Here is a 25,374-nt window from a genome sequence, read left to right on the forward strand (position 1 = left end):
CCCCCCCCGCCCCTCTGCCGGAGCGCCGAGTGACGGCGATCTGACGGCAGGCGCCAATCATTGCCGCATCCGTCCACCGACCTGCCTGCGCCGCTGCAGGCAGCGCCGTGTCCCATTTCGCGACAACAGGTGTTTGTTTCATGCAGACCGCCATGGCCCGCTCGTCCATCCCGTCGAGTCGCACTGGATCCGTGACCGTGCGCGACCTTTTTGCGGCGTCGCTCATCGCGGCGGATCCCACGGCATTCACGGCGCGTGCGGTGCGGCTCCGGCTGCCGGCCGACCGCGCGAATGGCCGCCCCATCTGGATCCTCGCGCTAGGCAAGGCCGCCTACACCATGGCCCGCGCGGCAGTGCATGAACTCGGCGAGCGCAACGCCGTCATTGCCGGGGGCCTCATCATCGGCCCGCACGTCGGGGATTCACCGCATCCGGCGATTCGAACGATCGCCGGCGACCATCCCTTGCCGGGGCAGCAGTCGCTCGCCGCGGCCGAGGCGCTCGGTGCACTGTGCGATCAGGTGCCGGGGGGTGATCGCGTGTTCGTCCTGCTCTCCGGAGGCGCGTCGAGCCTGGTCGCGGCACCGGTGGACGGGATCGCGTGGGAGGATCTCTCCGTCCTGTGCGGTGCCCTGCTGCGCTCGGGACTCGACATCGGGCGGGTCAACGCGATCCGGAAGCGCTTCCTTCGCTGGGGCGCCGGACGGCTCGCCGCGCAGCTGGCGCCAGCGCGCATCGAGCTCATCGTCCTCTCAGATGTCATCGGCGACAACCTGGCGCATATCGCGTCCGGGCCGTGTGTGCCTGATGCGTCGACGGCGATGGACGTCCGCTTGCTGCTCGACGAGACGCACCTGCTGGACCAGACGCCGCCGGCGATGCTCAGGTACCTCGACGAGGTGATGCGGGGCGAACGGCTCGAGACACCGAAGTCCGAATCCCCGGCCTTCCTGTTCGCGGGCGTTCCCGCCGTGCAAGGCAATGGTGGCGTGCTCGACGCTGGCGCGCTGCGCGCCCGGGTGCTCGGATTCGATCCCGTGGTGATCGTCAACGAGCCACTCTATGGCGAGGCGGCACAAGCCGGGGTTCGCATCGCGTCCGCGTCCATGGCGCTGCCACGCGGCGGCGTCGCCCTCTGGGGCGGCGAGACCACCGTGACGCTGAGCGCCGACCAGACCGCCGCCGGTGGGCGATGCCAGGAGATGATGCTCGCCGCGGCCATCGAACTCGCCAGTGCCGGCGCCGGCGCGAGCGGCATCACCCTGCTCGGCGCCGGCACCGATGGACGCGACGGTCCCACCGACGCGGCGGGCGCCATCGTCGACGCGACGACCGTGGGACGCGTGATCGAGGCCGGCACCGATGCGCGCAGCGCGCTCCACCGCCACGCCAGTTACGCGGCATTGAACGCGGCGGGCGCGCTCCTCAAGACCGGACTGACCGGCACCAACGTCGGGGACGTGGTTATCGCGGTGCGGATGTAGCGACGCGGAGACGACTTCCTGAGCTCCGGTCGGGATTCTACATCCTCGCTCAGTAGCAATCTCCCCCTGGTCAGGTGAAATTGGGCCCATGTCACCCGCCCCGTTCACCGTCGCCCTCATCCAGGACGGTGTTGCCCCCACGAAGGCCGCGACGCTGGAGCAGACCATCGCCCGCATTCGCGACGCGCACGGGCGCGGCGCGCAGGTGATCTGTCTCAAGGAGCTTTTCGACGCGCCGTACTTCTGCCAGCGACTCGACCTCGAGCGCTTCGACCTGGCGGAGCCCATTCCGGGGCCCATGGTCGCGCGCCTGGCGGCGCTGGCGAAGGAGCTCGAAATCGTCCTCGTGGTCCCGATGTACGAGCGGCAGGCGGCCGGGGTGTATCGCAACTCGGCGGCGATCATCGACGCGGATGGCACGGTGCAGGGCGTCTATCGCAAGATGCACATTCCGCACGACCCGCTCTTCGAGGAGAAGTACTACTTCGCGCCAGGAGACGCGCACGCGCCGGCGCAACCCGCCGGCGCGCGCGGCCCGGCGGGCGAGGCGGGCGGTTTCATGGTCTGGAAGACGCGATACGCCACCATTGGGGTGCTCATCTGCTGGGATCAGTGGTATCCGGAGGCCGCGCGCGTGACGTCGCTGCTTGGCGCCGAGATCCTGCTCTACCCGACCGCCATCGGCTGGCATCCGGCGGAGAAGGCCGAGTGGGGTGATGCCCAGGTGACCGCCTGGCGCACCGCGCAGCGCGCGCACGCCATCGCCAACGGCGTCTTCGTGGCGGCGGCCAATCGCGTCGGGTTTGAGGCGGCGGAAGGAACGAATGGGCTGGAGTTCTTCGGGCACTCATTCATTTATGATCCCTTCGGCCGCCCGCTCGCCGAGGCCGGGAGCGATCCAGCCATTCTGATGGCCACTTGTGATCCACGCCGCATCGAAGAGACCCGCCGCAACTGGCCGTTTCTTCGCGACCGGCGCATTGATGCATACGGCCCGATCCTGAGTCGGTGGATCGGCCCCCGCGAGGGCTGACGCATGCCCCGGTTTCCTGCCGAATGGGAGCGGCACGCGGCCACCTGGATCGCGTGGCCGCACCACGAACCCGACTGGCCCGGCAAGTTCGAGCCCATTCCGTGGGTCTTCGCGGAGATCGCGCGCGTGCTCGCCGCGTCGGAGCCGGTGGAGGTCCTCTGCCACGACGAGACGGTACGGGAGGACGCGGAGGCGTGCCTCGCGGCGCACCACGTCACGGGCACCGTGCGTCTGCACATCAAGCCGTGCGACCGCGTCTGGCTGCGTGACAGCGCGCCCACCGGTGTGGTGGGCGACGACGGCCGTCACCGCTGGTGCAACTGGGGCTTCAACGCGTGGGCGAAGTACGACAACTTCGCCCACGACGCGACGGTCGGCGAGTTCATTGCGGCCACGACCGGCCACGCCCGCACGGTGCCGATGCGGCCGGACGGCCGCGGCCCCGTCGTGCTCGAGGGCGGCGGCATCGAGACGGACGGCCTCGGCACCATCATGGTGACCGAGGAATGGCTCCTGTCGGGCGTGCAGGATCGCAACCCCGGACTCGGGCGCGCCGAGTACGAGGCGATCTTCGCGGCACAGCTTGGATGCGCGAAGACGATCTGGCTTGGCGAAGGGTGCGTCGGCGACGACACGCACGGCCATGTGGACGACATCGCGCGCTGGGTGGCGCCCGGGGTGGTGGTGCTGGCCCACGAAGAAGACCCGGCCGACGAGAACCACGCCCGGTCGCTCGACAACCTGCGGCGGCTGCGTGCGGCGCGCGACGCCCGGGGCGAGGCGCTGCGAGTGGTGACGCTGCCCTATCCCCGCCCGGTCATGATGGACGGCCAGCGCCTTCCGGCCAGCTACGCCAACTTCTACATCGCCAACGAGGCGGTGTTGGTCCCCACGTTCAACGACGCCAATGATCGCGTCGCGCTCGACACGCTGGCCTCGCTGCTGCCAGACCGGGCCGTCATCGGCATCCACGCCGTCGACCTCGTCTGGGGGCTCGGCACGGTGCACTGCCTCACCCAGCAGCAGCCCGCGTGACCCCTCCCGCGCTTCCCTCCGTGCCCGCGGGCACGCCCGCCGTGCTGCTGCTGAGCGGCGGACTCGACTCCGCGACGGTGCTCGCGTGGGCGACGCGCGCGGGATACGCAATCCACGCCCTCTCATTTCGCTACGGGCAGCGGCATCAGCTGGAACTGGAGCGCGCCCGCGTTCTCGCCGCGCATTGGAAGGTCGCGCGACACGTCGTCTGTGACATCGACCTGCGTCCCTTTGGCGGTTCCGCCCTGACGGCGGACATCGCCGTGCCCAAGGATCGGGACGAAGCGAGCATGGGAACCGGCATTCCCGTCACCTACGTGCCGGCGCGCAACACGATCTTCCTCTCGTTCGCGATGGCGTGGGCCGAGGTGCTCGGCGCGCAGGATGTCTTCATCGGCGTCAACGCCCTGGATTACAGCGGCTATCCGGATTGTCGCCCCGCTTTCATTGAAGCGTTTGAGCAGCTGGCGAACCTCGCCACGCGCGCCGGTGTCGAGGGCACCACGCGGCTGCAGGTGCACGCGCCGCTGATGGCAATGACGAAGCGCGAGATCATCGAACTCGGCGCGGCGCTCGGCGTCGACTACGCGATGACGACGAGCTGTTACGACCCGTCGCCCGGCGGCGCGTCCTGCGGTCACTGCGACGCCTGCCAGCTCCGTCGTCGCGGATTCGCGCAGGCCGGACTCGCCGATCCGACGAGCTACAAGTAGATCCGCCATCGGCCATCCGCCATCCGCCATCCGCCATCCGCCAGTCGATTTTCACCATCCTTCGTCCGCCCAGCGTGCCCTTCTACTCCGTCAAGGAAATCTTCTTCACCCTGCAGGGTGAGGGCATGCAGGCCGGCCGACCCGCCGTCTTCTGCCGCTTTGCCGGCTGCAACCTGTGGTCGGGGCGCGAGGAAGACCGGGCGGGCGCCATCTGCCGGTTTTGCGATACCGACTTCTTCGGCATCGGACCGGACGGGGGCCGCTTTGCGACGGCCGAGGAGCTCGCCCGCGCCGTGGCGGCGGCCTGGCCGTCGGCCTTCGAGGGCGCGGACACGCGGTATGTCGTCTGCACCGGCGGCGAACCGCTGCTGCAGCTCGACGACGACGCCGTCGATGCGCTGCACCGGCACGGCTTCACCGTGGCGGTGGAAACCAACGGCACGCTGGCCGCGCCGCGCGGTCTCGACTGGATCTGTGTCAGCCCCAAGGCGGGGGCGCCGCTGGCGATTTCCGGCGGCGACGAACTCAAGCTCGTGCATCCTCAAGAGGGCGTCGCGCCGGAGCAGTTCACGCACCTCGCATTTCGTCACTTCCTGCTGCAGCCGATGGATGGCCCGGATCGCGAAGCGAACACGCGGGCTACTGTGCAGTACTGCCTGTCGCATCCGCGGTGGCGCCTGAGCTTGCAGACGCACAAGCTGCTGGGGTTGCGGTAGCAGCGCCGGAGCGGAACCCGCGCGCCTGTTTTCTCTCTGTTTTCTCTCTGTTTTCTCTCTGTTTCTTCTCTTTCCCCCGCATGGACACCTATTGCGAGTTCTCCATCGCCGCTGGCCGCCGGTTGACCGGCGTTCCCGAGGATCATCCGTGCGCGCGGGTGCATGGGCACACCTTTCGCGTGCGCCTGACGGTTTCGGGGGCCGTGCACCCCGTCACGGGATTCGTGGTGGACTTCGCGGAGGTGCAGCGCGCCTTCGCACCGGTGCATGAGGCATTGGACCATCGGTTCCTGAACGATGTCCCGGGGCTCGAGAACCCGACGAGCGAACACCTCGCGATCTGGATCTGGGACGCGCTTCGCACCTCGCTCCCCGGCCTGAGCCGGGTGGAGATCACCGAGACGGGCGCCTCGGGAGTCGTCTACCGCGGCTGAGGGCGGCGCCGCGCGTCGCGCCCGGAACCCCATGGGGTGCTTGCGGTTCCAGAAGGGCCGCCGAGAGGCTAACTTTAGAGGTTCCCATGCGCCCCGCATTCCGCCTCCTTCTCGCCGTCTTGTGCCTCGCCGCTGCCCCGCGTCTTTGGGCGCAGCAGGGGGGTGCCGGTCCGCTCGCAGCCCTGCTCGCTCGCGGCGCGAATCCGGACGGGCCGTTCGCGAAGCACGGCCTCGTGTCGGCCGATTCAGTCGTGGAGCGCGCCCGCGCGCAACTGGGCAAGCGCTATCGCTACGCGGCGTCCTCGCCCGAGCGGGGATTCGACTGCAGCGGTCTGGTGAAGTACGTCCTCGAGACCGTTGGTGTGGAGCTGCCGCACAATGCCGCGCGGATTGCACGCGAGGGCGACGCGGTGAATCCGGACTCGACCGCGCTGCGGCCGGGGGACCTGCTCATGTTCGGCCGTGGCCGCAGCGCGCGCATTTCACACGTCGGCATCTACATCGGCGACGGCAAGATGATCCACGCCAGCACCGGGCAGCGTCGCGTGGTGGAGGTGAACGTTCCCTCGCGGAGTTCGACGCTCAAGCTTCGAACGGTGCGCCGCGTTCTCAGGGATTCCACTACAGTTCCTGACGGCTCGCGGTAGAAACACCCGTGACTTGGCGGAGAGGCCCGGCACTCGGCGGGCCTCTTGTTGCGCAGTGGGACGACCTGTCCCACTCCGAAAATCCCGCGCCACGCTTATTGACCTTTGCTGGCTGTCTGCCAAAGTTTTAGCGGACTTGAATGTACAGCTTTCCCTCCGCCTACGACGGCGGCGGGAATGTTGCGTCGGTTGCAACACACTCCTCCACGAGGTGCCACTTATGGTCGTTCGATTCGTCGGCAGGTTGCTTGCGGCAATAGGGTTCGTTGCCGTGGCCGGAACCGCGGCGGCGCAGCAAGGACGCATTGTCGGCAAGGTGACCGACGACGCGGGAGCCGCAGTCGCAGCGGCCACGGTTCAGGCTATCGAAGGCCTGCGCACGGTGGCCGTCGTGACGACGGGCGAGGATGGGCGGTACACGCTCACCAGCCTCAAGGCCGGCTCCTACGCCATCCGCATTACGCGCATCGGCTTCAAGCCCGCCCGCAAGGACAATGTCGCGGTCACAAGCGGCACGGCGACGGCGGACTTCACGCTGGTCGTGATGCCCACCCAGCTGAACGCGGTCGCGGTGACCGGCATCGCCGAAGAGGAGAAGATCAACAAGGCGCCGGCGGCCATCAGTGTGCTGAGCCAGGAGAAGATCAATGAGACGGTCGCCGCGACGCCCGTTGACCAGCTGCGCGACGTCCCCGGCATCGACATCACGGCGGGCGGCGTGGTGCAGTCGAACGTCGTGGCGCGCGGCTTCAACAACATCTTCTCGGGCTCGCTGCTCACCCTGACCGACAACCGCTTCAACTTCGTCCCGTCGTTGCGCGTGAACATCTCGTACATGGCGCCGACGAGCAACGAAGACATCGAGCGCATCGAAGTCGTCCTTGGCCCCGCGGCGGCGCTGTACGGCCCGAACGCGACCCAGGGCGTGATGCACATCATCACCAAGTCGCCGTTCACCTCGAAGGGCGGCATGCTGACGGCCGACGTGGGCGAGCAGAACCTGCGCCGCATCTCCGCGCGCTACGCCAACACCGTGGGCGAGAAGTTCGGCTACAAGCTGTCGGCCGAGCGCCTCACCGCGACGGACTTCACCAGCGTGGACAGCGTCGAGCTGAAGGCCGGCCGGCAGCGCGTGTTCGACATCGAGCGCACCGCGCTGGATTTCCGCGCCGACTGGCGCCCGGACAAGAAGACCGAAATCGTTGCCAATGTCGGCCAGGCGCTCATCGGCAGCGCCGTCGAGCCGACCGGCCTCGGCGCCGGGCAGGTGAAGGACTGGCAGTTCCGCGCGTACCAGCTGCGCGCCAAGCGCGGCCGCCTGTTCGCGCAGGTCTTCCGCAACGAGAGCGACGCCGGCGAGACGTTCCTGCTTCGCACCGGCGCGCCGATCGTCGACAAGTCGAGCCAGACCGTGGCGCAGGTGCAGCACAGCATGGCCTTCGGCGCGGAGAACCGGCAGACGTTCGTGTACGGCGCCGACTATCTGGCGACGAACCCGGTGACCGGCGGCACGATCAACGGCCGCAACGAGAACGACGACAACTTCACCGAGGTGGGCGGCTACGTCCACTCCATCACGCACCTGAACAAGTGGTGGCAGGCGGTCGCGGCCATTCGTTACGACAAGCACAGCCGCCTGAGCGAAGGGAGCTGGTCGCCGCGCGCGGCGATCGTCTACAACCCGAACGACCTCCAGAGTTTCCGCGTTTCGTACAACAAGGGCTTCTCCAACCCGTCGACGAACAACCAGTTCCTCGACCTCGCCGCGGGTTACATCGGCGGGACGAACGCATCGAACTCGCTGTACACCGTGCGGGCGCTGGGCACGCCGTCCGACGGGTTCCACTTCCGGCGTGACTGCGTGGGCGGCGTCGGCAACCTGTGCATGAAGTCGCCATTCAACCCGGCCGGCAAGGGCGCCTATGCCCCGGCCAATGCCGCGGCGTTCTACAAGGCGGCGGTCGCCGCCGGTGCGGCGGGTGGCATGGGCAACGCGGTGACGGCCGCGCTCACGCCGAGTTTCGGCGCGGCAACGGCGGCCCAGCTCTCGGGGCTCGTGATGCAGACGCTGGCGTCGCTGCAGCCGGGGCCGACGCAGGTCGGCACGAAGCTGCGCGTCCTCAACCCGACGACGGCGCGCTTCTTCGACGTCGCCGCGGGTGACGTGCGCGACATCGACCAGATCCGCCCGACGCTCACGACGAGCTGGGAAGCGGGCTGGAAGGGCCAGCTGGGCAAGAAGTTCTACGGCACGCTCGACTGGTGGTACTCGGAACGCACGGACTTCGTGGGACCGCTGATCGTCGAGACGCCGAACGTCTTCCTCGACGCGGCTTCGCTGGCCGGCTTCATCGGCCCGAACCTGGTGCCGGCACTGACCGCCGCGCTCACGCCGAAGCTCGGACCGGCGGCTGGTCCGACTGCGGTGGCCCTGGCGACCCAGCTGGCGCCGACGATTGCCGGCGGACTCGGCGGCGTCTCCGGCTCCTCGACGACGGGCGTTCCGCTCGGCGTCGTGAACCCGGACAACCCGCTCTCCGGCAGCACCGACATCGTGCTCGCCTACCGGAACTTCGGGCGCGTGCGACTGAGCGGCGTGGACCTGAGCGGCACGTACATGGTGGCCGATCGTCTCTCGGTCTACGGCACGTACAGCTGGGTCAGCAAGGACTTCTTCTCGCGTTCGCAGGTGGGCGGCGTGTCGGACATCGCGCTCAACGCCCCGCGCAAGAAGAGCACGGTCGCCCTCCGCTGGAAGGATGACGCGCAGGGCTTCAGCGCCGAAGCGCGCTTCCGTCACGCGGCGCGGTTCCCGGGCAACTCGGGTGTCTACGTCGGCGACGTGCACGCCTACAACCTGTACGATGCGTCGATGACGTTCCGCCCGAACTTCCTGGGTGGCGCCATGCTCTCGGTGATGGCGCAGAACGTGCTCGACACACGGCACGCCGAGTTCGTCGGCGGCGCGCCGCTGGGGCGGCTGGTGATGACGCGAGTCCAATACGCGTTCTAGAGAGAGACAACAGAGAAACAACAGATAGACAACAGAGAGACAACAGACACAAGACAGGGCGGCGGGGCAGAGATGCTCCGCCGCCTTGTTTTTCGTTCTCGTTGCGCGCGGAGCGCCCCCTGCCTCACCTACGCACCGCACCCGGCGTTGCCTCCGCGTTAAGTTTCTGGATGCTCGTTCTGCTCGATCCCACCGCGCGACTCGTCATTGCCCACCGCGGCAATTCGATGCACGCCCCCGAGGACACGCTGGAGTCACTGCGTCAGGGGATCGCGCTTGGCGCGGATGGCATCGAGTTCGACGTGCGGCTGAGCGCCGACGGCGTGCCGGTGCTGCTGCACGATCCCACCCTCGATCGGACCACCAACGGGTCGGGCGCGGTGGCCCAGCACCGCCTGGCGGAACTCCGCCGGCTCGACGCAGGATACCGCTTCACGCGCGATGGCGGACGCACCTTTCCGTATCGTGGCCGCGGGATCGGCATTGCCACGCTGGACGAGGTGTTCGAGGCCTTCCCGCACACGCCCTGCATTCTCGAGATCAAGGCGCCCGAGGCGACCGCCCCGGTGCTGCGGGCCATCACGCGGCATGGCGCCAAGGACCGCGTGCTGATCGGCAGTTTCAGCAATGCAGCGCACGACGAGCTCGAGGGACAGGGCTTCCACATCTCCGCTTCGCGTCGCGACGTGACGCGGCTGCTTTGGCGCGCCCTGCTGCTGCTCCCGGCGGGAACGGTCCACTACCAGGCGTGCAGCGTCCCGCCGCGCTGGAAATGGCTGCGCCTCCCCGTCCGGCGCTTCGCGCGCATGCTCCACCGGCGGGGGATCCCGACGCACTGCTGGACCGTGAATGACCCGGCGATGGCCCGGACGCTTTGGGCGGGCGGGGTCAACGCGATACTTTCCGATGACCCGGGAACGATGCTCGCCCTGCTTGGGCGTGGCCCCGGGGTCATATCCGCTGCGGAGACCTGATGACGGCCCCGACGCCGCCCGACAAGAAGAAGACGAACTACAAGCTGGCCTGGGGCGAGACGAAGGCGTTGATGTGGACGCATCGTCGCACGCTGGGCATCGGCTTCGTACTGATGCTGGCGAGCCGCGCGGCCGGGTTCGTCGGGCCGGCGAGCACCAAGTGGCTGATGGACGAAGTCGTCGGCAAGCGCCGGTTCGACCTGCTCTGGCCGCTCGCGCTGGCCGTGGGACTCGCGGCGCTGGTGCAGGCCGCCACCTCCTTTGCGCTCTCGCAGGTAATCAGCGTCGCCGGGCAGCGGGCCATCACCGAGCTTCGCCGCCGGGTGCACGCCCGGCTGCTGCGCCTCCCGGTCTCGTTCTTCGACGAGACGCAGAGCGGCGTGCTGATCAACCGGGTGATGAACGATGCCGAAGGGATCCGCAATCTCATCGGCACGGGGATCATCCAGCTGGTGGGCGGCGTGCTGACTGCCGCGGTCGCGCTCGGCGTGCTGTTCTACCTGAACTGGCAGATGACGGTGGCCACGCTGCTCTTCCTCGGCATCTTCGGGGCGGGAATGGCGTATGCCTTCATGACCCTGCGCCCGGTCTTTCGCGAGCGGAGCGTGATCTCCGCCGAGGTGAGCGGGCGGCTCGGGCAGGCCTTTGGCGGCGCGCGCGTGGTGAAGATCTACACGGCCGAGAAGCGCGAGGAGAAGGTGTTCACCCTCGGCGCGCACCGGCTCTTTCGCAACATCGCCCGGACGATCACCGGGACGTCGGCCATCGGCGCGCTGAGCACGGTGATCATCGGCGCCATCTACGTGGTGTTGATCGTCTTCGGCGGTCGCGCGATTATCCGCGGCGAGATGACGATCGGCGACCTGTTCATGTACGTGTTCATGGTTGCGCTCGTCGCCTTTCCCGTGGTGCAGATCGCCAGCATCGGCACCCAGATCACCGAGGCGTTCGCGGGCCTCGACCGCATCCGCGAGATCATGCAGACGCCCACCGAGGACGAACACGACGCGGCGCGTGAGCGCGTCGCGGGGCTGCGGGGCGCCATCGAGTTCGACGACGTCAGCTTCGAGTATCGCGCCGGCGTCCCGGTGCTGAGCGGCGTCTCCTTCCACGCCCCGGCCGGCACGACCACCGCGCTGGTGGGGTCGAGCGGGTCCGGCAAGAGCACGCTGATCTCGCTGATCATGGCCTTCGCACGCCCCAAGGGCGGGCGCATCCTCGTGGACGGCAAGGACCTCCTGGCGCTGCGCCTGCGCGACTACCGCGCCAACCTGGGCGTCGTGCTGCAGGACAACTTCCTGTTCGACGGCACCGTGCTCGACAACATTGCGTTCTCCAAGCCGGGCGCGACCAAGGACGAGGTGCTGGCCGCGGCGCGCGTCGCGCATTGCGACGAGTTCGTGCGGCAATTCCCCGATGGCTACGACACCGTGGTCGGCGAGCGCGGCGTGAAGCTCTCCGGCGGCCAGCGGCAGCGCGTCGCCATCGCCCGCGCGATCCTGAGCGACCCGCGCATCCTCCTGCTCGACGAGGCGACGTCGAGTCTCGACAGCGAGAGCGAGCAGCAGATCAAGGAGGGCCTCCGTGCCCTCCGCAGCGGGCGCACGACCTTCGTGATCGCGCACCGCCTGAGCACCATCCAGAGCGCCGACCAGATCCTGGTGCTGGAGCACGGCGAAATCGTCGAGCGGGGCACCCACCACGAACTGCTCCGGCTGGGCGGACGGTACAAGCAGCTCTACGACACGCAATACCACGCCGCGATGGACCAGTTCATCAATCCGGGTGAGGAAATAGCCAGGCAGGAGTGAGAGAGAGACAACAGAGAGACAACAGAAAGACAACAGAAAGACAACAGACGAGGCCCGGCTGATTCATGCGCCGGGCCTCTGTTGTCTCTCTGTTGTCTCTCTGTTGTCTTTCTGTTGTCTCTCTTGTTTCTCTGGCAAGAAACTCCCTGCGGGAGCTTCTTGCCCGTCATCTTCCCCCCATCCCCCTGCATCGACCACGAGCCGTCGAACGTGCCATCCTCGGCGACCGTGCACTCGGCCACCGCTTCGATGCCCTGCGGCGTAGCCAGCACCAGCTTCATGGTGCGCCCTTCGATCTTCAGGGACGAGATCACCGACGTGCCGAAATTCGGGTTGGCCAACGTCCCGGTGTACGAGCCGTCGTCCTTCTTCTCGATCACCATCTCGAAATCCGCCGCCTGTCCCTGCACGACGGCCTGCACGGCGTACTTGCCGACGGGGTCGAGGGCGGCGGGCTTGGTCTCGCCCTGCGCGCGCGCGGCAGCAGGGATCACGACGGCAAGCGCGAGGGCAGCGAGCAGGCGGATTCTCATCGAGTTCGTTCCGGTTGGGGGTAAGCGTCGAAGCGCGACTCAGCGGACTCTGCCATCGGCCATCCGCCATCTGCCTTCCGTATCGCCCTAGACTATACCCCGCTCCCACAAAGCCCGCCACGGTGGCGCCCCAGCCCGCCGTGCCGCATCTTCGGGCCTTCCCCACCCCGCCGCCCGTGACCTGGCCGCAACCCTACAATCCGCTCGGCAGCGCGCTCCTCTCCACCCTCGTCGCCGCGCTCCCCGTTGTCATCCTGCTCGGCGCCCTCGCCTCGCACAAGGTGAAGGCGCACTGGGCGGCACTGCTGGGCCTGGGGTCGGCGATGATCATCGCCGTCGCCGTCTCGGGAATGCCCGCGCGAACCACGGTCGCCGCCGCGGGACTGGGCGCCGCGTATGGCCTGTTCCCGATCGGCTGGATTCTCGTCAACGTCCTCTTCCTCTACCGGCTCGCCGTCGATCACGGCGCGTTCGAGGCGCTGCGCGCGCACATCGCCGACGTGACCGCGGACCGGCGACTTCAGCTGGTGTTCGTCGCCTTCTCGCTCGGCGCCTTCTTCGAGGGAGCGGCCGGCTTCGGAACGCCGGTGGCCATCACTTCGGCGTTGATGGTCGGACTCGGTTTTGGTCCGCTCGAGAGCGCAGTGCTCTCGCTGCTCGCGAACACGGCACCGGTGGCCTTCGGCGCGCTCGGGACGCCAATCATTGCGCTGGGCTCGGTGACCGGTCTCGACGTGCACGACCTGTCGGCGATGGTGGGACGCCTGCTGCCGCCCTTCAGTCTCATCGTCCCGTTCTGGCTCGTCGCCGCCCATTGCGGCATCCGACGCACGATGGCGGTCTGGCCCGCACTGCTCGTCGCCGGTGCGGCGTTTGCGATTCCCCAGTACCTGATGGCCACGTATCACGGCCCCTGGCTGGTGGACATCGTCGCCGCGATGTGCTCGATGGGAGCACTCGCCCTCTTCCTCAAGGTGTGGCAACCGAAGGACATCGAGGCGCATGCTGACGCCGAGGCGGCTGCCAGGTTCGCCGCGGAGCACCGCCACGGCGAAACGGCGCCCGCGATCGACATCGTGAAGGCGTGGCTCCCATGGCTGATCCTCGCGGTCTTCGTCTTCGCCTGGGGCGTCCCGGCCGTCAAGAACGGCCTCAACGTCCTCTCGGCGCCGGCCATACAGGTGCCAGGATTGCACAATCTCGTCGAACGCACGCCGCCGGTGGTCGCCGTGGCGAAGCCCGAAGCGGCGATCTTCACGTTCAATTGGCTCTCGGCCACGGGCACCGCCATCCTGCTGTCGGGGCTCGTCGCCGGGCTCGCGATGCGCGCGGGCCGCCGCAGCCTCACCGGCGCGTACCTCGACGCCCTGCAACGCGCGCGCATTCCCCTGCTCACCATCGCGGCGATGTTCGGCATCGGTTTCGTGATGCGCTATTCAGGACTCGACGCGATCCTCGGCCTCGCCTTTGCGCGCACCGGGCGGGCCTATCCGTACTTCGGCACGATGCTCGGCTGGCTCGGCGTTGCGCTCACGGGCAGTGACACCTCGAGCAACGTGCTCTTCGGATCGCTGCAGGTGCTGACCGCCACGCAGGTCGGCGTGAGCACCGTGCTGATGGCGGCCGCCAACAGCGCCGGCGGCGTGATGGGCAAGATGATCGATGCCCAGAGCATCGTGGTGGCCGGCGCCGCGACCGGCTTCGTCGGACACGAAGGCCTGATCCTGCGCCGGATCTTCTGGCATTCGATCGTGCTGGCAAGCCTGGTGGGACTTTGGGTGATGATTCTGGCTTGAACGGACTCGGAACGGGGAGGGGGTAGGGGCTTGGCGAGGGGAAATGGGAGTCGGAACGAGGAGGGAGTTCTCCCGGCGCGCCGGTGAACTCCCTCCTCGTTCCACATCTCGTCCCTCCTCGCCGAGCCTCTACCCCCTCCTCGTTCCGCAGCAGTTCACTCCGCGGCCACCGTCCTATGCGACGCCCACCGCCGCAGCGCATCGAGGCGTTCCGGCATCGTCTTCGAGAGCGGCCGCGTCGCGACGATCTCCGCCTCGAGCGCATCCGTGTCGAGCGGCGTGTTCGACGCGAACGCCGCATACATCGCGCTGACGATGCTCTCCTCGATTTCCGCGCCGCTGAACCCCTTGGTGGCGGCGACGAGATGCGGAATCTCGACCTTCTCGGGGTCCTGCTTCCGCTTCTTCAAGTGAATGCGAAGGATCTCGGCGCGGGCCTCGTCGCCCGGAAGATCCACGAAGAAGATCTCGTCGAAGCGCCCCTTGCGAATGAACTCCGGCGGCAGCTTCGCGACGTCATTGGATGTGGCGACGACAAACACGTCGCCGCGCCGGTCCTGGAGCCAGCTCAGGAAGGTGCCGAAGATGCGATGCGACACGCCGCCGTCGGCATCCGCGCTGGCTGACGCGAAGGCTTTCTCCAGTTCGTCAATCCAGAGCACGATCGGCGCCAGGCGCTCGGCCGTCAGCATCGCCCGCTTGAAGTTGTGCTCGCTCTCGCCGACATACTTGTCGTAGAGGTTCGACGGATCGAGCTTGAGCAGCGGCAGCCCCCACTCGTGCGCCACCGACTTGGCGCACAGGCTCTTGCCGCACCCGGGCACGCCGAGGAGCAGCACGCCCTTGGGAAAACCGAGCCCGAACTCCTCCGCCCGCCGCGGATCGGCGACCACGGCGCGGCGGCGCTGGAGCCACGCCTTCAAGCCGCCGAGACCCGCCACCTGGTCGAGGCCTTCGGTGTGCGGGTAGAACTCGAGCAGGCCGTCCTGTTCCACGATCTGCCGCTTGGCGGCGTTCACGCGCTCGATGTCGCGCGCGTCGAGCGCGCCATCCTCGACGATCAGCCGGGTGATGATCTTCTCCGCTTCGGTGAGGGTGAGTCCCGTCAGGTTGTTGATGAAGCGCAGGCGGTCTTCACGCGTCAGCTCCACGCGCACCGGCATCTTGGCTGAGTACTCGCGAATCAGCCGCTCCATCAGCTGGCGGTATTCCTCGTACGTCGCGCCCGAGAGTCGAATGACCGTGGCATGCGGGCGCAGCGCCTCGGGCAGCCGAATGTTGTGCCCCGTGAGCACGAGCGCGCCGCGGCGCGCGTTGAACTGCTGCACGACGTCGAGCACGTGGCTCACGACCGCTGGGTCGTCCAGGTGCGCGCCCAATTCGCGGAAGTGGAACAACCCCGCGCCCTCCTCGACGGCGGCCGCCAGCGCCTTCGCGGGATCCTCGGTGTTCGCCATCACCGGATCGGACGCCATCACCCCGCGGCGCAGCCCGCGCGACCGACTCCAGGAGAAGTAGAGCAGGTTCAGCCGCGAGGAGGCGAGCGCGAGTCCCTGTTCGGCACGCTCAACTTCCACCGTATCCAGGACGATCAGGGCGTACTTGGCCCGGATGAGGAGTTCGAGTTCGTCGAAATTGGAGTCAGAGGGCATACGGAACGGGGAGGAGACCGGAGGCGAAGCGAGGGGGATTGGGAGTCGGAACGGGGGGCGAGGGAGAATGTAGGTGCCCATGGTCGCGCCCGCCTCCTCCCCGTTCCTGCACTCGTCCCTCGTCGCCACGCCTCCATCCCCTCCCCGTTCCGCTGCCGTGTATCTTCCTCCCCGTGCCGAGTTTCCTTTCCGCCTACCGTGCCCTCGACGACGGCCGCCACCGCGAGGAGTTCTATCGCATGTGGCGCGCGGCCGTGCACGCGGGACTCACCAACGAGCACGCGCTGCGTACCATAGGACCGCGCGGCGCACCGCACGTGGAGGAGATGCGCGACTGGCTGCTCGACGGGGCGCGGCGCGGCCAGCGCGTGACCTATCTCGTGCGCACGGGCGGCAAGCGCTTCGAGCCGATGGAGCGGGCCATCCTCGTGCTTGGCGAGGAGACCGGCACGTTCGAGGAGGCACTGCAGCTCCTCGCGCAGTTCTACCAGTCGAAGCACCGCCTCATCCTGTGGATCAAGAAGCAGATGGCGTACCCGATGTTCACGGCCATCTGCATGGTCTTCATTGCCCCGTTTCCACTGCTCTACTTCGGGCAGACCGGCGCCTACATCGCGTTCGTCGCCACGGGGTGCGTGGCGTGGGTCACCTCGGGCGGATCGTTCCTGGTCATGATGGCCGAGCGGTTCGGCAAGCGACCGCCGCTCGTGCGTGCCCGCTTCGCGCGCGCGCTGGCCACCGGCGTCGAAGCCGGGCTCCCGCTGCCGCGCGCCATTCGCCTGGCGGCCGAAGCGGCGGCCGATCCGCAGCTCTCGGCGTTCGTGAATGCCATGGATGAGCACCAGCTCGCCGCCGGCGGCCTGCAGGAGACGTTCTCGAAGGCTCCCCACATGACGGCGGACCTGATCGGCGCGCTCGCCGTCGCCGACCGCACGGGGGATTTCTCCACGACGCTCCGCAAGCTGGCGGACCTTTACGAGGATGGCTTCCGCTGATGACGTCCGCGTACACCCCCGAAGCGCGCGCGGCCCGCCGAGCCATTGCCTTCGCCACGTTCCTGACGCTCGTCCCACTCACGCTCGTGGTCGCGGGCCTGCACGAACTCGTCATCGTGCACCTCGGTGGCACGCGCGCCGACGCGCACGCCTTCACCGCCACCAACATGGCGACGGGCATCGTGGGCGTCCCCATTGCGATGGTCCTCTTCCGCCGTCGTCCCAACCTCCGCGCCTGGCTGGTGGGATCGCTGCTCCTCGACGCGGTGGCCTTCCTCGGGATGAATGCGGCGGCGTCGGTGCCGGTGCTGCTCGCCTGGCGCGCCGTCGACGGCGTGGCGCACCTGCCGGCCGTGACGCTGCTGATGGTCGCCGCCAACCGGCTCGCCGGCGAGAAACGCGGCGCGACCCTGGGCCTCGTCGCCACCTCGCTGATGACGGGCGTGGCCGTCGGGTCGCCACTCGGCGGATGGCTCGTCGAGCGCGGCACATCGGCCGTGTACCTCACCGGGGCCGCGCTGCTGGTGCTCGCGGCGCTGGCCTCGCTTGCGATCCCGCGCCTGCCGGCCGACCAGCCGGCGATGACGCGACACCGCTACGAGTGGAAGCGCACGTCCCTGGCCCTCTGGATGCCGCTCGCCTTCGGCTTCATGGACCGGTTCACGATTGGCATCTTCGTTTCGACGTTCACGCTCTATCTCGGGGAGATCCAGAAGGTGACGCCCGCCGAACGTGGCCTGCTGATGGCGCTGTTCATGATGCCGTTCGCCTTCCTGTGCTGGCCCGTGGGCCGGTTGGCGGACCGGATCGGCTGGTTCTGGCCGATCATCGCCGGGACACTCGGCTTCGGCGCGGTCTATGCGACATACGGCGTCGTGCCGCACGGCATGCTCGCCGTGTCAATGGTGCTCTCCGGGCTGACGAGCGCGCTGATGTTCGCGCCGAACCTGCTGCTGGTCTCGGAGTTCGCGCGGCGCGGCGCTGGCGAAGGATTGTTCGGCGCATTCCAGGTGGCGGGGAGCTTCGGCTTCCTCGCCGGCCCCATCGCGGGCGGCATCGCCGTGGAGGTGACGCGGCGTGCATCAGGCGTGCCAAACTACGGCGGCATCTTCATTGCTGTCGGTGGGCTCGTCGTCGTGCTTGGCCTCGTGGCCGCGGGCGTGCTCGCGCCAGTGGCGCGCGAGTGGCGGAGCGAGAGCCGCGCCGCGGCCGCCGCCGCGAACGATCGTCCCACGGCCTAGGCGTCGGCGCCACCGGCTCGCCGCACCCGCGCACGCCCCGCTTGCCCCCTGCCCTTGTACCGTTAGCTTCAGCGCCGTATGGAGACCACCCTTATCCCGCCGGTCGGTGATCAGATCCACCGCCGCGGCAACTTCTTCACCAAAGCCGTCGCCTCGTTCTTCCTGCTCCTCACCGGGTGGCGATTCGAGGGGCGTCTCCCCAATCTCCGGCAGTTCGTCCTGATCGTGGCGCCGCACACGTCCAACTGGGATTTTCCCACGGGCGTCATGGCGATGTTCGCGCTCGGCATTCGCGGGACCTTCCTGGGCAAGGACACGCTCTTCAAGCCGCCGTTCGGGTTCATCTTCTACTGGCTGGGCGGCGTCCCCGTCGACCGGTTCTCCAAGAACAACGTCGTCGAGCAGACTCTCGAGTACTTCAGGACGCGCGAGCAGATGATTCTCGCCATCTCGCCCGAAGGGACGCGCAAGCGCATCGAGAAGTGGCGCACGGGCTTCTACTGGGTCGCGGTGGGGGCGAAGGTACCGATCGTGCCGGTTGCCTTCGACTTCCCGCGAAAGCGCATCGTCATTCATGAGCCGCAGGTGATGACCGGGGACGCCGAGCGTGACATCACGCACCTGCGATCCTTCTACAAGGCCAGCCAGGCCCACCGCCCGGCCTGGTACGTCGAGTAGCGGCGCCGACGTTCACGCCCAACCCATCGTGCGACCAAACTTCTCCGGCACACCCGCCCCAATCTTCAAGACCGTCAAACGCGACGACCAGACGCTCGTCCTGGCGGAGGTCGAGGCGTTGCGCGTCGAGTTCCGGCGGCTCGTGGGGCGCATCAACTACCGGACGCGCCGTGGCTGGATGTACATCGGCTTCCTCGTCCTGACGCTGATCGTCTTCATCGCCGTCACCGTCTTCACGCTGTCGCCGTCGGAGTGGACCAGCAACCAGCAGTCGCGCTTCACCCAGATGACGTCGCTGCTGATCCTCCTGGCCACCACGATTCCGCTCGGCGCGTACTTCGCCCGGCGCTACGACCGGCAGCGCGAGCGCGTGCGGATCGCGCGCACCCGGCAGCAGGACGTGCTCCGGCGGCTCGAACAGCTGGACGAGGTGCGCGGTGCCCGTCGCCGCAAGCGGCGCCGCGCGCGGCGTCCGTGGGCATGGCGCATCCGCCATCCGGAACGGTTCAGTCGCCCGTCCCTCGAGTCGATGACGACGGCGCAGCTCGAGGACGCGGCGGACGTTCTGGGCAACCAGGTCACTGAGGAGCGCGGCCTGCATGCCATCGCGGTCGCCCATGCGTGGATCACCGGCATCGTGAGCGTCCTCGTGGCCTTCACCGTGACGCTTTCCGGCCCGGAATACCTGAGCGCCCTGCTGGGCGGCCGCCAGTGGGGCGGCGCGGCCGGCCCGGATCCGCTGATCTTCTGGCTGACGCTCACCGTTGGCCTGGTGGCGCTCGGCGGCCTCGGCTCGCACCGCGTGACCGTGCTGCTGCGCCGCGCCCGCGCCTATCAGGATCGCCTCACGGCGATGGAACGCGCGCTCTGGGATGCGCGCGTCCTACTGCGGGAGCGTCGCGAAGAAGTCTGAGAGCACCTGCGCGACCGCGGCCGGCTGCTCGATGCTGCTCGAGTGGCCGGCCGCCGGAATTCTGGCCAGCCGCGATCCGGCGATGTGCTCGTGGATCCGCCGCGCTTTTGGCGCCGGCGTGGCGGTGTCCTCCTCGCCCACCACCACCAGCGTGGGCACCCGGATGGACGTGATCTCCTCCATGACGCCTTCGCGCTCGATCACACCCCGCACCGCGCGCACGATCGAGCGCGGACGCGAGGCGATCTCCTGGCGCCACGCGGCGCGTTCGTCGGCGCGGGCCGGATCTTCCATGAAGGTGCGTCCAAAGAGGATCGGCATCACCCGGTCGGCCACAAAGCGCGTGCCGAGGGTGGACGCCACCAGCGCCAGCCGGCGGTACTTGGGCACATTCTCCGCCGCCTCGGGTTCGGCCGATGTCTCGAGCAGGGAGAGCGAGTAGAGCAAGTCGGGACGCCGAATGGCCAGGCGCATGCCCACAAAGCCGCCCATCGACAGTCCGACGAAGTGGCACGGGCGCGCGTCGAGCCCTTCGATGATGGCGACGGCATCGCGGTAACACGTATCCATGTCGTGCGAACGCCCGCCCGGATCGCTGCTGCGTCCCTGGCCGCGATGGTCGTATGCGATGCAACGGAACCGGTCCTTCAGCGCGTCCACCTGCGCCGCGAACATGCGCGACGACATCAGCAGGCCGTGGCTGAAGACGATCGCGGGATCGGGGCCGCCGGTGTCTTCGTAGAAGAAGGAAACGCCGTTGATCGTCAGGTGAGGCATGTCGTCTCGACGTGGTGAAAGACAGACGGGCAACGAAGAGAGGTAACGCGAACGCTGGGGCGACGTAAGGGCGGTCGCATGTCACGGCACGCGATGTCCCTCGGCATCTCGTGGCGTCGCCCGTCGAGGCTCAATACCTTGAACACATGACTGATCTCCTTGCCCGTTACGCGGCCTTCGTGGAGGAAGTACTGCTTCCGCTCGAGCCCGCGGTGCTCAGCCAGCCGTGGCCGGCCATCGAATCGCAGGTCGAGCGCGCCCGTCAGGCGGCCCGGGATCGCGGCCTCTGGGCGCCGCACCTCCCCGCGGCATACGGCGGCCTCTCGATGCCGATGGCGGAGTTTGCCGAGGCGAGCGCCATTCTCGGCCGCACGCCCATCGGTCACTTCGCGTGCAACGTGCAGGCGCCCGATGTGGGGAACATGGAACTCCTGCTCGCGCACGGGTCCGCGGAGCAGCGCGAACGCTTCCTGCGCCCGCTGGCGGCGGGACAGATCCGCTCCTGTTTCGGGATGACCGAACCCGCGCGCGCCGGATCCAATCCCGTCTGGCTCGACACGACGGCGACGCGCGACGGCGACGCCTGGGTCATCAACGGCCGCAAGTGGTTCGCGACCTCGGCGGACGGCGCCGCGTTCTGCGTCGTGCTCGCGGTGACGAACCCCGAGGCGGCCAAGCCGCACCATCGCGCGTCGATGTTCATCGTCCCGACCGACACGCGCGGCTATGCGCTCGCCCGCAACATCCCCGTCATGGGGCATGTCGGCGCGGGATACGCGAGCCACGGCGAGCTGACCTTCACCGACTGCCGCGTGCCGGCCTCGGCGATGATTGGTGCGGAGGGCGCGGGCTTCATGCTCGCGCAGGAACGCCTCGGGCCCGGCCGCGTGCACCACTGCATGCGCTGGATCGGCATCTGCGATCGCGCCATCGACCTGATGTGCCGCTACGCGCTGCAGCGCGAGATGGCACCGGGCGAGCCGCTGGCCTATAAGCAAGCCGTCCGGCACTGGATTGCCGAGAGCCGCGCCGAGACCGAGGCGGCCCGGCTCTTCGTGCGCGACACCGTGGCACGGCTCGAGCGCGACGGCCAGCGCAAGTCGCGCGACGAAATCTCGATGATCAAGTATTTCGTGCCGCAGGTGATGCAGAAGGTGCTCGACCGCGCCCTCCAGGTGCACGGCGGCTATGGCCTGACCGACGCGACGCCGCTCGCCAACTGGTGGGCCCACGAGCGCGCCGCACGGATCTACGACGGGCCGGACGAAGTACACAAGGATGCCGTGGCCCGGCATACGATCGAGCGGTATCTCCCGCCGCGGGCGTAGTCCTCGTTCCCGCGCCCGTCCCCCGTTCCTGCACTCATTACCCGTCCCTTCGCCCCCATCCCCTCCCCGTTCCGTTGTCGTTCGACTCCCTGCTCGATCGTCCCGCTCCCGTCCGCGACGGTGAGTCCATTCCGCTCGACGCCCTGCGCGCGTGGTGGGAGGGGACCATTGGGCATGTGCATTCGGTCGAGGTGGAGCAGTTCCCGCGGGGGTTCTCGAACCTGACATATCTCGTGCGCGCGGGCGGCGACGAGTATGTGCTGCGCCGGCCGCCCTTCGGCGTGCAGCCCGGTATCGCGCATGACGTGCTGCGTGAAGGGCGCCTGCTCGCCGCGCTCCGTCCCGCCTATCCGCGGGTGCCGGCGGTCGTCGCGATCTGTGCCGACGCCGGCGTGATCGGCGCCCCGTTCGTCGTGATGGAACGGGTGCGCGGACTGATCGTGCGCGGCACGCTCCCCGAGTCACTCTCGTTTGGCGCCACGCAACTGCGCGCCCTGTCGGCGTCCGCCGTGGAGACCCTCGCCGGATTGCATCGCGTGAACTGGCGCGTGCCCGGCCTCGAGACGCTCGCGAAGCCCGACGGCTACGTGGAGCGGCAAGTGGGCGGGTGGACGCGCCGCTGGCAGGCCGCCCGAACCCGCGAGGTGCCCGGCATCGAGCGCGTCGTCGACTGGCTCGCCGCCAACGCCCCCGCGACCGGCGACGCCACGCTCGTGCACAACGACTTCAAGTTCGACAACCTCGTGCTCGACCCCGCCGATCCCACGCGCGTTCGCGCCGTGCTCGACTGGGAGATGGCGACCATCGGCGATCCGCGCCTCGACCTGGCCACGACGCTCGGCTATTGGATCGAAGCCGGCGATCCGCCGCCGCTGGTGCAGCTGGGCATCGGCATCACCACGCTGCCGGGCACCTGGACGCGCGAGCAGGTAGTCGCGGCGTGGGAGTCGGCGACGGGACGCAGCGCCGGCGCGCCGGTCTGGCTCTTCGTCTTCGGCCTGTTCAAGGTGGCGGTCATCGCACAGCAGATCTTCGCACGCTACACGGCCGGTCACACCAGGGATCCGCGCTTCGCCCGGCTCGATACCGCGGTGGCGGCTCTTGGCGCACTCGCGTCGCGCGCCCTCGATGCCGACCGGTTGTCGCGACTGTGATGAAAGCGCTCCGCCTGGGGGTGATGCTGTGCGTGGCGGCGGCCGGCGGGGGCCTCGCCACGGCGTGCTCGTGGAGCCGGGCGCTGCGGGCGTCGACGGCGCGCCCGGCGCGCGAACCCGACATCACGTCGTTCGACACGGTCTTCGTCGTCTCGAACCGCCGCCGCACGGAACACGGATTCACGCGGGAAACCACGGATTCGCTCTGGCACGGCGTGTACGTCATGCGCATAGACGCGAGTCCCGACAAGATGACGGAGCTCGCCAAGCTGGGCGTGCGCCGCGTGGATTCCCTCGCCCTCGACGCCACCACGTGGCGTGCCCGACTGCGGCGGGCGGCCGCGCGCGACACGTCGGCCGACGGGGCAGTGCTGATCTACCTGCACGGATACGCCTCCAACCCCGATGCCGCGACCAACCAGGGAACGCAGGTCAAGGTGCGTGGCGAGCATCGGGGACCGCTCGTCCTGTTCCTCTGGCCGGCACACGACCTGAAGCGGACGTTTCGTTCACCGATCTCGACCTATCATCAGGATGCCGTTGTCGCGGCGCAAAGCGGCCCGGCGTTCGCGCGGGCACTGCGCGAAGTGCATCAGGCGACGCCAGACATCGTGCTCCTCGCGCATTCGATGGGCACGCGCGTCGCGCTCGCCGGGACCGTCACCGATGCCGCCAATCGCGCGATGCTCACCGCGCATCCGCTGCGCGCCTTTGGCATCTTCTCGCCCGACGTGGGGGCGGATCGCTTTCGGAATGAGTTCGCCCCGTACCTGCCCGAGCTCGCCGACCGCGTCGCCCTGTACGGTTCCGCCAGCGACTACCTGCTCGGGGCGTCGGCGCTGGTCAATCGCGAACGCCGCGCCTCCGGCATCACGCGGCGTGGCGATCCGCTCATCGGCATCGAACTCGTGGACGACACGCACGGGGCGCGCGCCGATCCGGCCCTCTTCGCGTTTCTCAGCGCGCGACATGCGGCGCGCTGGGCGAGCGCGGCGCTGGCCGACTTCTTTGATGTGGTCGTCGCCGGCGCGCCACCCTCGTGCAGGGTGGCGGCCGGCGCGGCCGATTCAGTCGGCGTCGGACGGTGGCGCCTGAAGCCCGGCGCCAAGCCGATTCGCGAGCTCCTCGCCGATTGCCTGCATCAACGCTCCCCGTTCTCGCCCGACTCGCCCTTCTCGCCCGACTCGCCCTTCTCGCCGGACGCACGCGTTTCACCCTTCGCGGCAGCCGTTCCCTCGCCGCCCTCACCGCCCGCGCCACCAGGCGCGCTGTAGGCCGACGCTGCGTTGTGCTTGTAGACGAGGTCGCCACCGGTCATTCCCACCCGGAAGGCCATCCCCGCCACCGCGAGCGTGCCGAAGGCGCCAGCGTATCGAGCCACGCGTCCCTTGTCCCCCGGCATCAAGCCAAGGGCCAGCACGGCAAGCACGCCCACGGAGGTGTACAGCAAGGTCTGCCCCGCATCGGCGTGCGTGTCGAGCCGCGCCTCGCCGACCACGTCCTCCACCCGCTCCTCTTGCTGTTCGCCCGTCTCCACCGCCACCCAGGAACTCAGGGTGAGGGCCGCGGCCACCGCGACGGCGACGCCCCAGGCACGCAGGGGTCGGGCGCCACCCTTGATGGCGTACAGCGCGACGAGCGCGACGATCGGCAGCACGACGGAAAGGACGACCGGGAAGTGCACAACGACGGGATGCAGGGGATCGGGCAGCACGTGATGCTCCAGTTGAGGTTCAGGCGGACAATGCTCCCGGAGCGGAGCGCTCACCATCCGGCATCTGTCCATTCTCCACTGGACAATTGCCATCCGTCAAATGCCGGATGGCGCCCAAGGCCTTGCGTGGCGTAGCGTTAGGCATGAACGACTCTTTTCTGACTGAGGACGAGGGGAGCGCCGGCGCGATTCCACTCGTCGTCGCCGGGGTCCTGATCCTGGTCGCCGTCGGCGGCGGCATTGACCTCGCCCTCGATCGGCCAGCCCGTTGGGTGTCCACGCACGTCATCTTCGAAGTCGCGATGATGACGGTGAGCCTCTCCTTCGCCGTCTGGCTCTGGCGCGGCTGGCGCCGGGCATCGCAGTCGCTCGCCGCGGCGCGCCAGTCCTTCGCCTCGCGGCACGCCACGCTCCAGGCCGAACGCGACCAGTGGCGCGCGAGCGCGCAGACGGCGCTCTCGGGACTCGGTGCGGCCATCGACGGACAGTTCGATGCATGGAAACTGACGGCGGCTGAACGCGAGGTCGCGCTGCTGCTGCTCAAGGGGTACGGCCACAAGCAGATTGCGGGAGCGACGCAGCGCAGTGAACGCACCGTGCGACAGCATGCCGTGACCGTCTACCAGAAGTCCGGCCTGGCAGGGCGGGCGGAACTGGCGGCGTTCTTTCTCGAGGACCTGCTGCTCCCGCGCGACGAATGAACTGACGTCGTGAGACGGCGGCGCAGATCCAG

Annotated in this window: 23 protein-coding genes and 1 pseudogene; 19 read left to right on the forward strand and 5 right to left on the reverse strand. The window is 68.6% G+C overall.

What is annotated here, in order from left to right; translation table 11 throughout:
- Positions 1-184, reverse strand: a 184-nt coding sequence (locus VGJ96_03380; protein ID HEY3286145.1) for a hypothetical protein, incomplete at its 3' end; no start/stop codon positions are given.
- A 13-nt stretch (positions 185-197) separates the two neighbouring features.
- Between VGJ96_03380 and VGJ96_03385 the strand changes: the two genes are divergently transcribed.
- The 10 genes from VGJ96_03385 (at position 198) to VGJ96_03430 (ending at position 11,860) form a co-directional block, all read left to right on the forward strand.
- A complete protein-coding gene (locus VGJ96_03385; protein ID HEY3286146.1) occupies positions 198-1,484 on the forward strand; it encodes a DUF4147 domain-containing protein in 1,287 nt (428 codons plus the stop codon).
- 88 nt (positions 1,485-1,572) lie between these two features.
- The gene (locus VGJ96_03390; protein ID HEY3286147.1) at positions 1,573-2,517 is read left to right on the forward strand and encodes a carbon-nitrogen hydrolase; all 945 of its coding nucleotides are present in this window, start codon (positions 1,573-1,575) and stop codon (positions 2,515-2,517) included.
- Positions 2,518-2,520: 3 nt separating this feature from the next.
- The gene (locus tag VGJ96_03395) at positions 2,521-3,552 is read left to right on the forward strand and encodes an agmatine deiminase family protein (protein ID HEY3286148.1); all 1,032 of its coding nucleotides are present in this window, start codon (positions 2,521-2,523) and stop codon (positions 3,550-3,552) included.
- Complete coding sequence (gene queC / locus VGJ96_03400) at positions 3,549-4,265, forward strand: 7-cyano-7-deazaguanine synthase QueC (GenBank protein HEY3286149.1); 717 nt, start codon at positions 3,549-3,551, stop codon at positions 4,263-4,265. The genes VGJ96_03395 and queC overlap by 4 nt, the downstream gene beginning before the upstream one ends.
- 74 nt (positions 4,266-4,339) lie before the next feature.
- Positions 4,340-4,981, forward strand: a complete 642-nt coding sequence (queE, locus tag VGJ96_03405; GenBank protein HEY3286150.1) for a 7-carboxy-7-deazaguanine synthase — start codon at positions 4,340-4,342, stop codon at positions 4,979-4,981.
- 80 nt (positions 4,982-5,061) lie between these two features.
- Complete coding sequence (queD, locus tag VGJ96_03410; GenBank protein HEY3286151.1) at positions 5,062-5,415, forward strand: 6-carboxytetrahydropterin synthase QueD; 354 nt, start codon at positions 5,062-5,064, stop codon at positions 5,413-5,415.
- 86 nt (positions 5,416-5,501) lie between these two features.
- Entirely contained in the window at positions 5,502-6,062 is a 561-nt protein-coding gene (locus VGJ96_03415; GenBank protein ID HEY3286152.1) for a C40 family peptidase, read from the forward strand.
- Positions 6,063-6,282: 220 nt separating this feature from the next.
- Positions 6,283-9,075 carry a TonB-dependent receptor gene (locus VGJ96_03420; GenBank protein ID HEY3286153.1) on the forward strand — a complete coding sequence of 931 codons (2,793 nt, stop codon included), beginning with the start codon at positions 6,283-6,285 and terminating at the stop codon, positions 9,073-9,075.
- Positions 9,076-9,245: 170 nt separating this feature from the next.
- Positions 9,246-10,049 carry a glycerophosphodiester phosphodiesterase gene (locus tag VGJ96_03425; protein ID HEY3286154.1) on the forward strand — a complete coding sequence of 268 codons (804 nt, stop codon included), beginning with the start codon at positions 9,246-9,248 and terminating at the stop codon, positions 10,047-10,049.
- Positions 10,049-11,860, forward strand: a complete 1,812-nt coding sequence (locus tag VGJ96_03430) for an ABC transporter ATP-binding protein (protein ID HEY3286155.1) — start codon at positions 10,049-10,051, stop codon at positions 11,858-11,860. Before VGJ96_03425 ends, VGJ96_03430 begins: the two co-directional genes overlap by 1 nt.
- Here the strand turns inward: VGJ96_03430 and VGJ96_03435 are convergent.
- Entirely contained in the window at positions 11,788-12,393 is a 606-nt protein-coding gene (locus tag VGJ96_03435) for a hypothetical protein (protein HEY3286156.1), read from the reverse strand. The two genes, VGJ96_03430 and VGJ96_03435, sit on opposite strands and share 73 nt — an antisense overlap.
- A gap of 176 nt (positions 12,394-12,569) precedes the next feature.
- Here VGJ96_03435 and VGJ96_03440 point away from each other — a divergent pair, with 176 nt between their 5' ends.
- A complete protein-coding gene (locus VGJ96_03440) occupies positions 12,570-14,189 on the forward strand; it encodes an L-lactate permease (GenBank protein HEY3286157.1) in 1,620 nt (539 codons plus the stop codon).
- A gap of 155 nt (positions 14,190-14,344) precedes the next feature.
- On the opposite strand, the gene VGJ96_03445 is transcribed toward VGJ96_03440, so the two are convergent.
- Positions 14,345-15,841 (reverse strand): AAA family ATPase, encoded by a 1,497-nt coding sequence (locus VGJ96_03445; GenBank protein HEY3286158.1) that lies wholly within the window; start codon positions 15,839-15,841, stop codon positions 14,345-14,347.
- 173 nt (positions 15,842-16,014) lie between these two features.
- Here VGJ96_03445 and VGJ96_03450 point away from each other — a divergent pair, with 173 nt between their 5' ends.
- From VGJ96_03450 to VGJ96_03465, 4 genes are all read left to right on the forward strand, one after another.
- On the forward strand, positions 16,015-16,836 hold the full coding sequence (locus tag VGJ96_03450; protein HEY3286159.1) for a type II secretion system F family protein: 822 nt from the start codon (positions 16,015-16,017) through the stop codon (positions 16,834-16,836).
- On the forward strand, positions 16,836-18,077 hold the full coding sequence (locus VGJ96_03455) for an MFS transporter (GenBank protein HEY3286160.1): 1,242 nt from the start codon (positions 16,836-16,838) through the stop codon (positions 18,075-18,077). Before VGJ96_03450 ends, VGJ96_03455 begins: the two co-directional genes overlap by 1 nt.
- A gap of 78 nt (positions 18,078-18,155) precedes the next feature.
- Positions 18,156-18,755, forward strand: coding sequence for a lysophospholipid acyltransferase family protein (locus VGJ96_03460; protein HEY3286161.1), 600 nt, complete (start codon positions 18,156-18,158; stop codon positions 18,753-18,755).
- Positions 18,756-18,783: 28 nt separating this feature from the next.
- Positions 18,784-19,668 carry a hypothetical protein gene (locus VGJ96_03465; protein ID HEY3286162.1) on the forward strand — a complete coding sequence of 295 codons (885 nt, stop codon included), beginning with the start codon at positions 18,784-18,786 and terminating at the stop codon, positions 19,666-19,668.
- Here the strand turns inward: VGJ96_03465 and VGJ96_03470 are convergent.
- Positions 19,639-20,445 carry an alpha/beta fold hydrolase gene (locus tag VGJ96_03470; GenBank protein HEY3286163.1) on the reverse strand — a complete coding sequence of 269 codons (807 nt, stop codon included), beginning with the start codon at positions 20,443-20,445 and terminating at the stop codon, positions 19,639-19,641. The genes VGJ96_03465 and VGJ96_03470 overlap by 30 nt on opposite strands.
- A 146-nt stretch (positions 20,446-20,591) precedes the next feature.
- Here VGJ96_03470 and VGJ96_03475 point away from each other — a divergent pair, with 146 nt between their 5' ends.
- The 3 genes from VGJ96_03475 to VGJ96_03485 all read left to right on the forward strand — a co-directional run bounded on the left by VGJ96_03475 (position 20,592) and on the right by VGJ96_03485 (position 24,201).
- A complete protein-coding gene (locus tag VGJ96_03475) occupies positions 20,592-21,773 on the forward strand; it encodes an acyl-CoA dehydrogenase family protein (protein HEY3286164.1) in 1,182 nt (393 codons plus the stop codon).
- 74 nt (positions 21,774-21,847) lie between these two features.
- Positions 21,848-22,927 carry a phosphotransferase family protein gene (locus VGJ96_03480; protein ID HEY3286165.1) on the forward strand — a complete coding sequence of 360 codons (1,080 nt, stop codon included), beginning with the start codon at positions 21,848-21,850 and terminating at the stop codon, positions 22,925-22,927.
- Positions 22,927-24,201, forward strand: coding sequence for an alpha/beta hydrolase (locus tag VGJ96_03485; GenBank protein HEY3286166.1), 1,275 nt, complete (start codon positions 22,927-22,929; stop codon positions 24,199-24,201). Before VGJ96_03480 ends, VGJ96_03485 begins: the two co-directional genes overlap by 1 nt.
- A gap of 20 nt (positions 24,202-24,221) precedes the next feature.
- On the opposite strand, the pseudogene VGJ96_03490 reads toward VGJ96_03485, so the two are convergent.
- Positions 24,222-24,734: pseudogene (locus VGJ96_03490) on the reverse strand (DUF2231 domain-containing protein).
- Positions 24,735-24,784: 50 nt separating this feature from the next.
- Between VGJ96_03490 and VGJ96_03495 the strand changes: the two are divergent.
- Positions 24,785-25,342 (forward strand): helix-turn-helix transcriptional regulator, encoded by a 558-nt coding sequence (locus VGJ96_03495; GenBank protein ID HEY3286167.1) that lies wholly within the window; start codon positions 24,785-24,787, stop codon positions 25,340-25,342.
- The last annotated feature ends 32 nt before the right edge of the window (positions 25,343-25,374 follow it).

The organism is Gemmatimonadaceae bacterium (assembly GCA_036504815.1).
Lineage (GTDB): Bacteria > Gemmatimonadota > Gemmatimonadetes > Gemmatimonadales > Gemmatimonadaceae > PNKL01.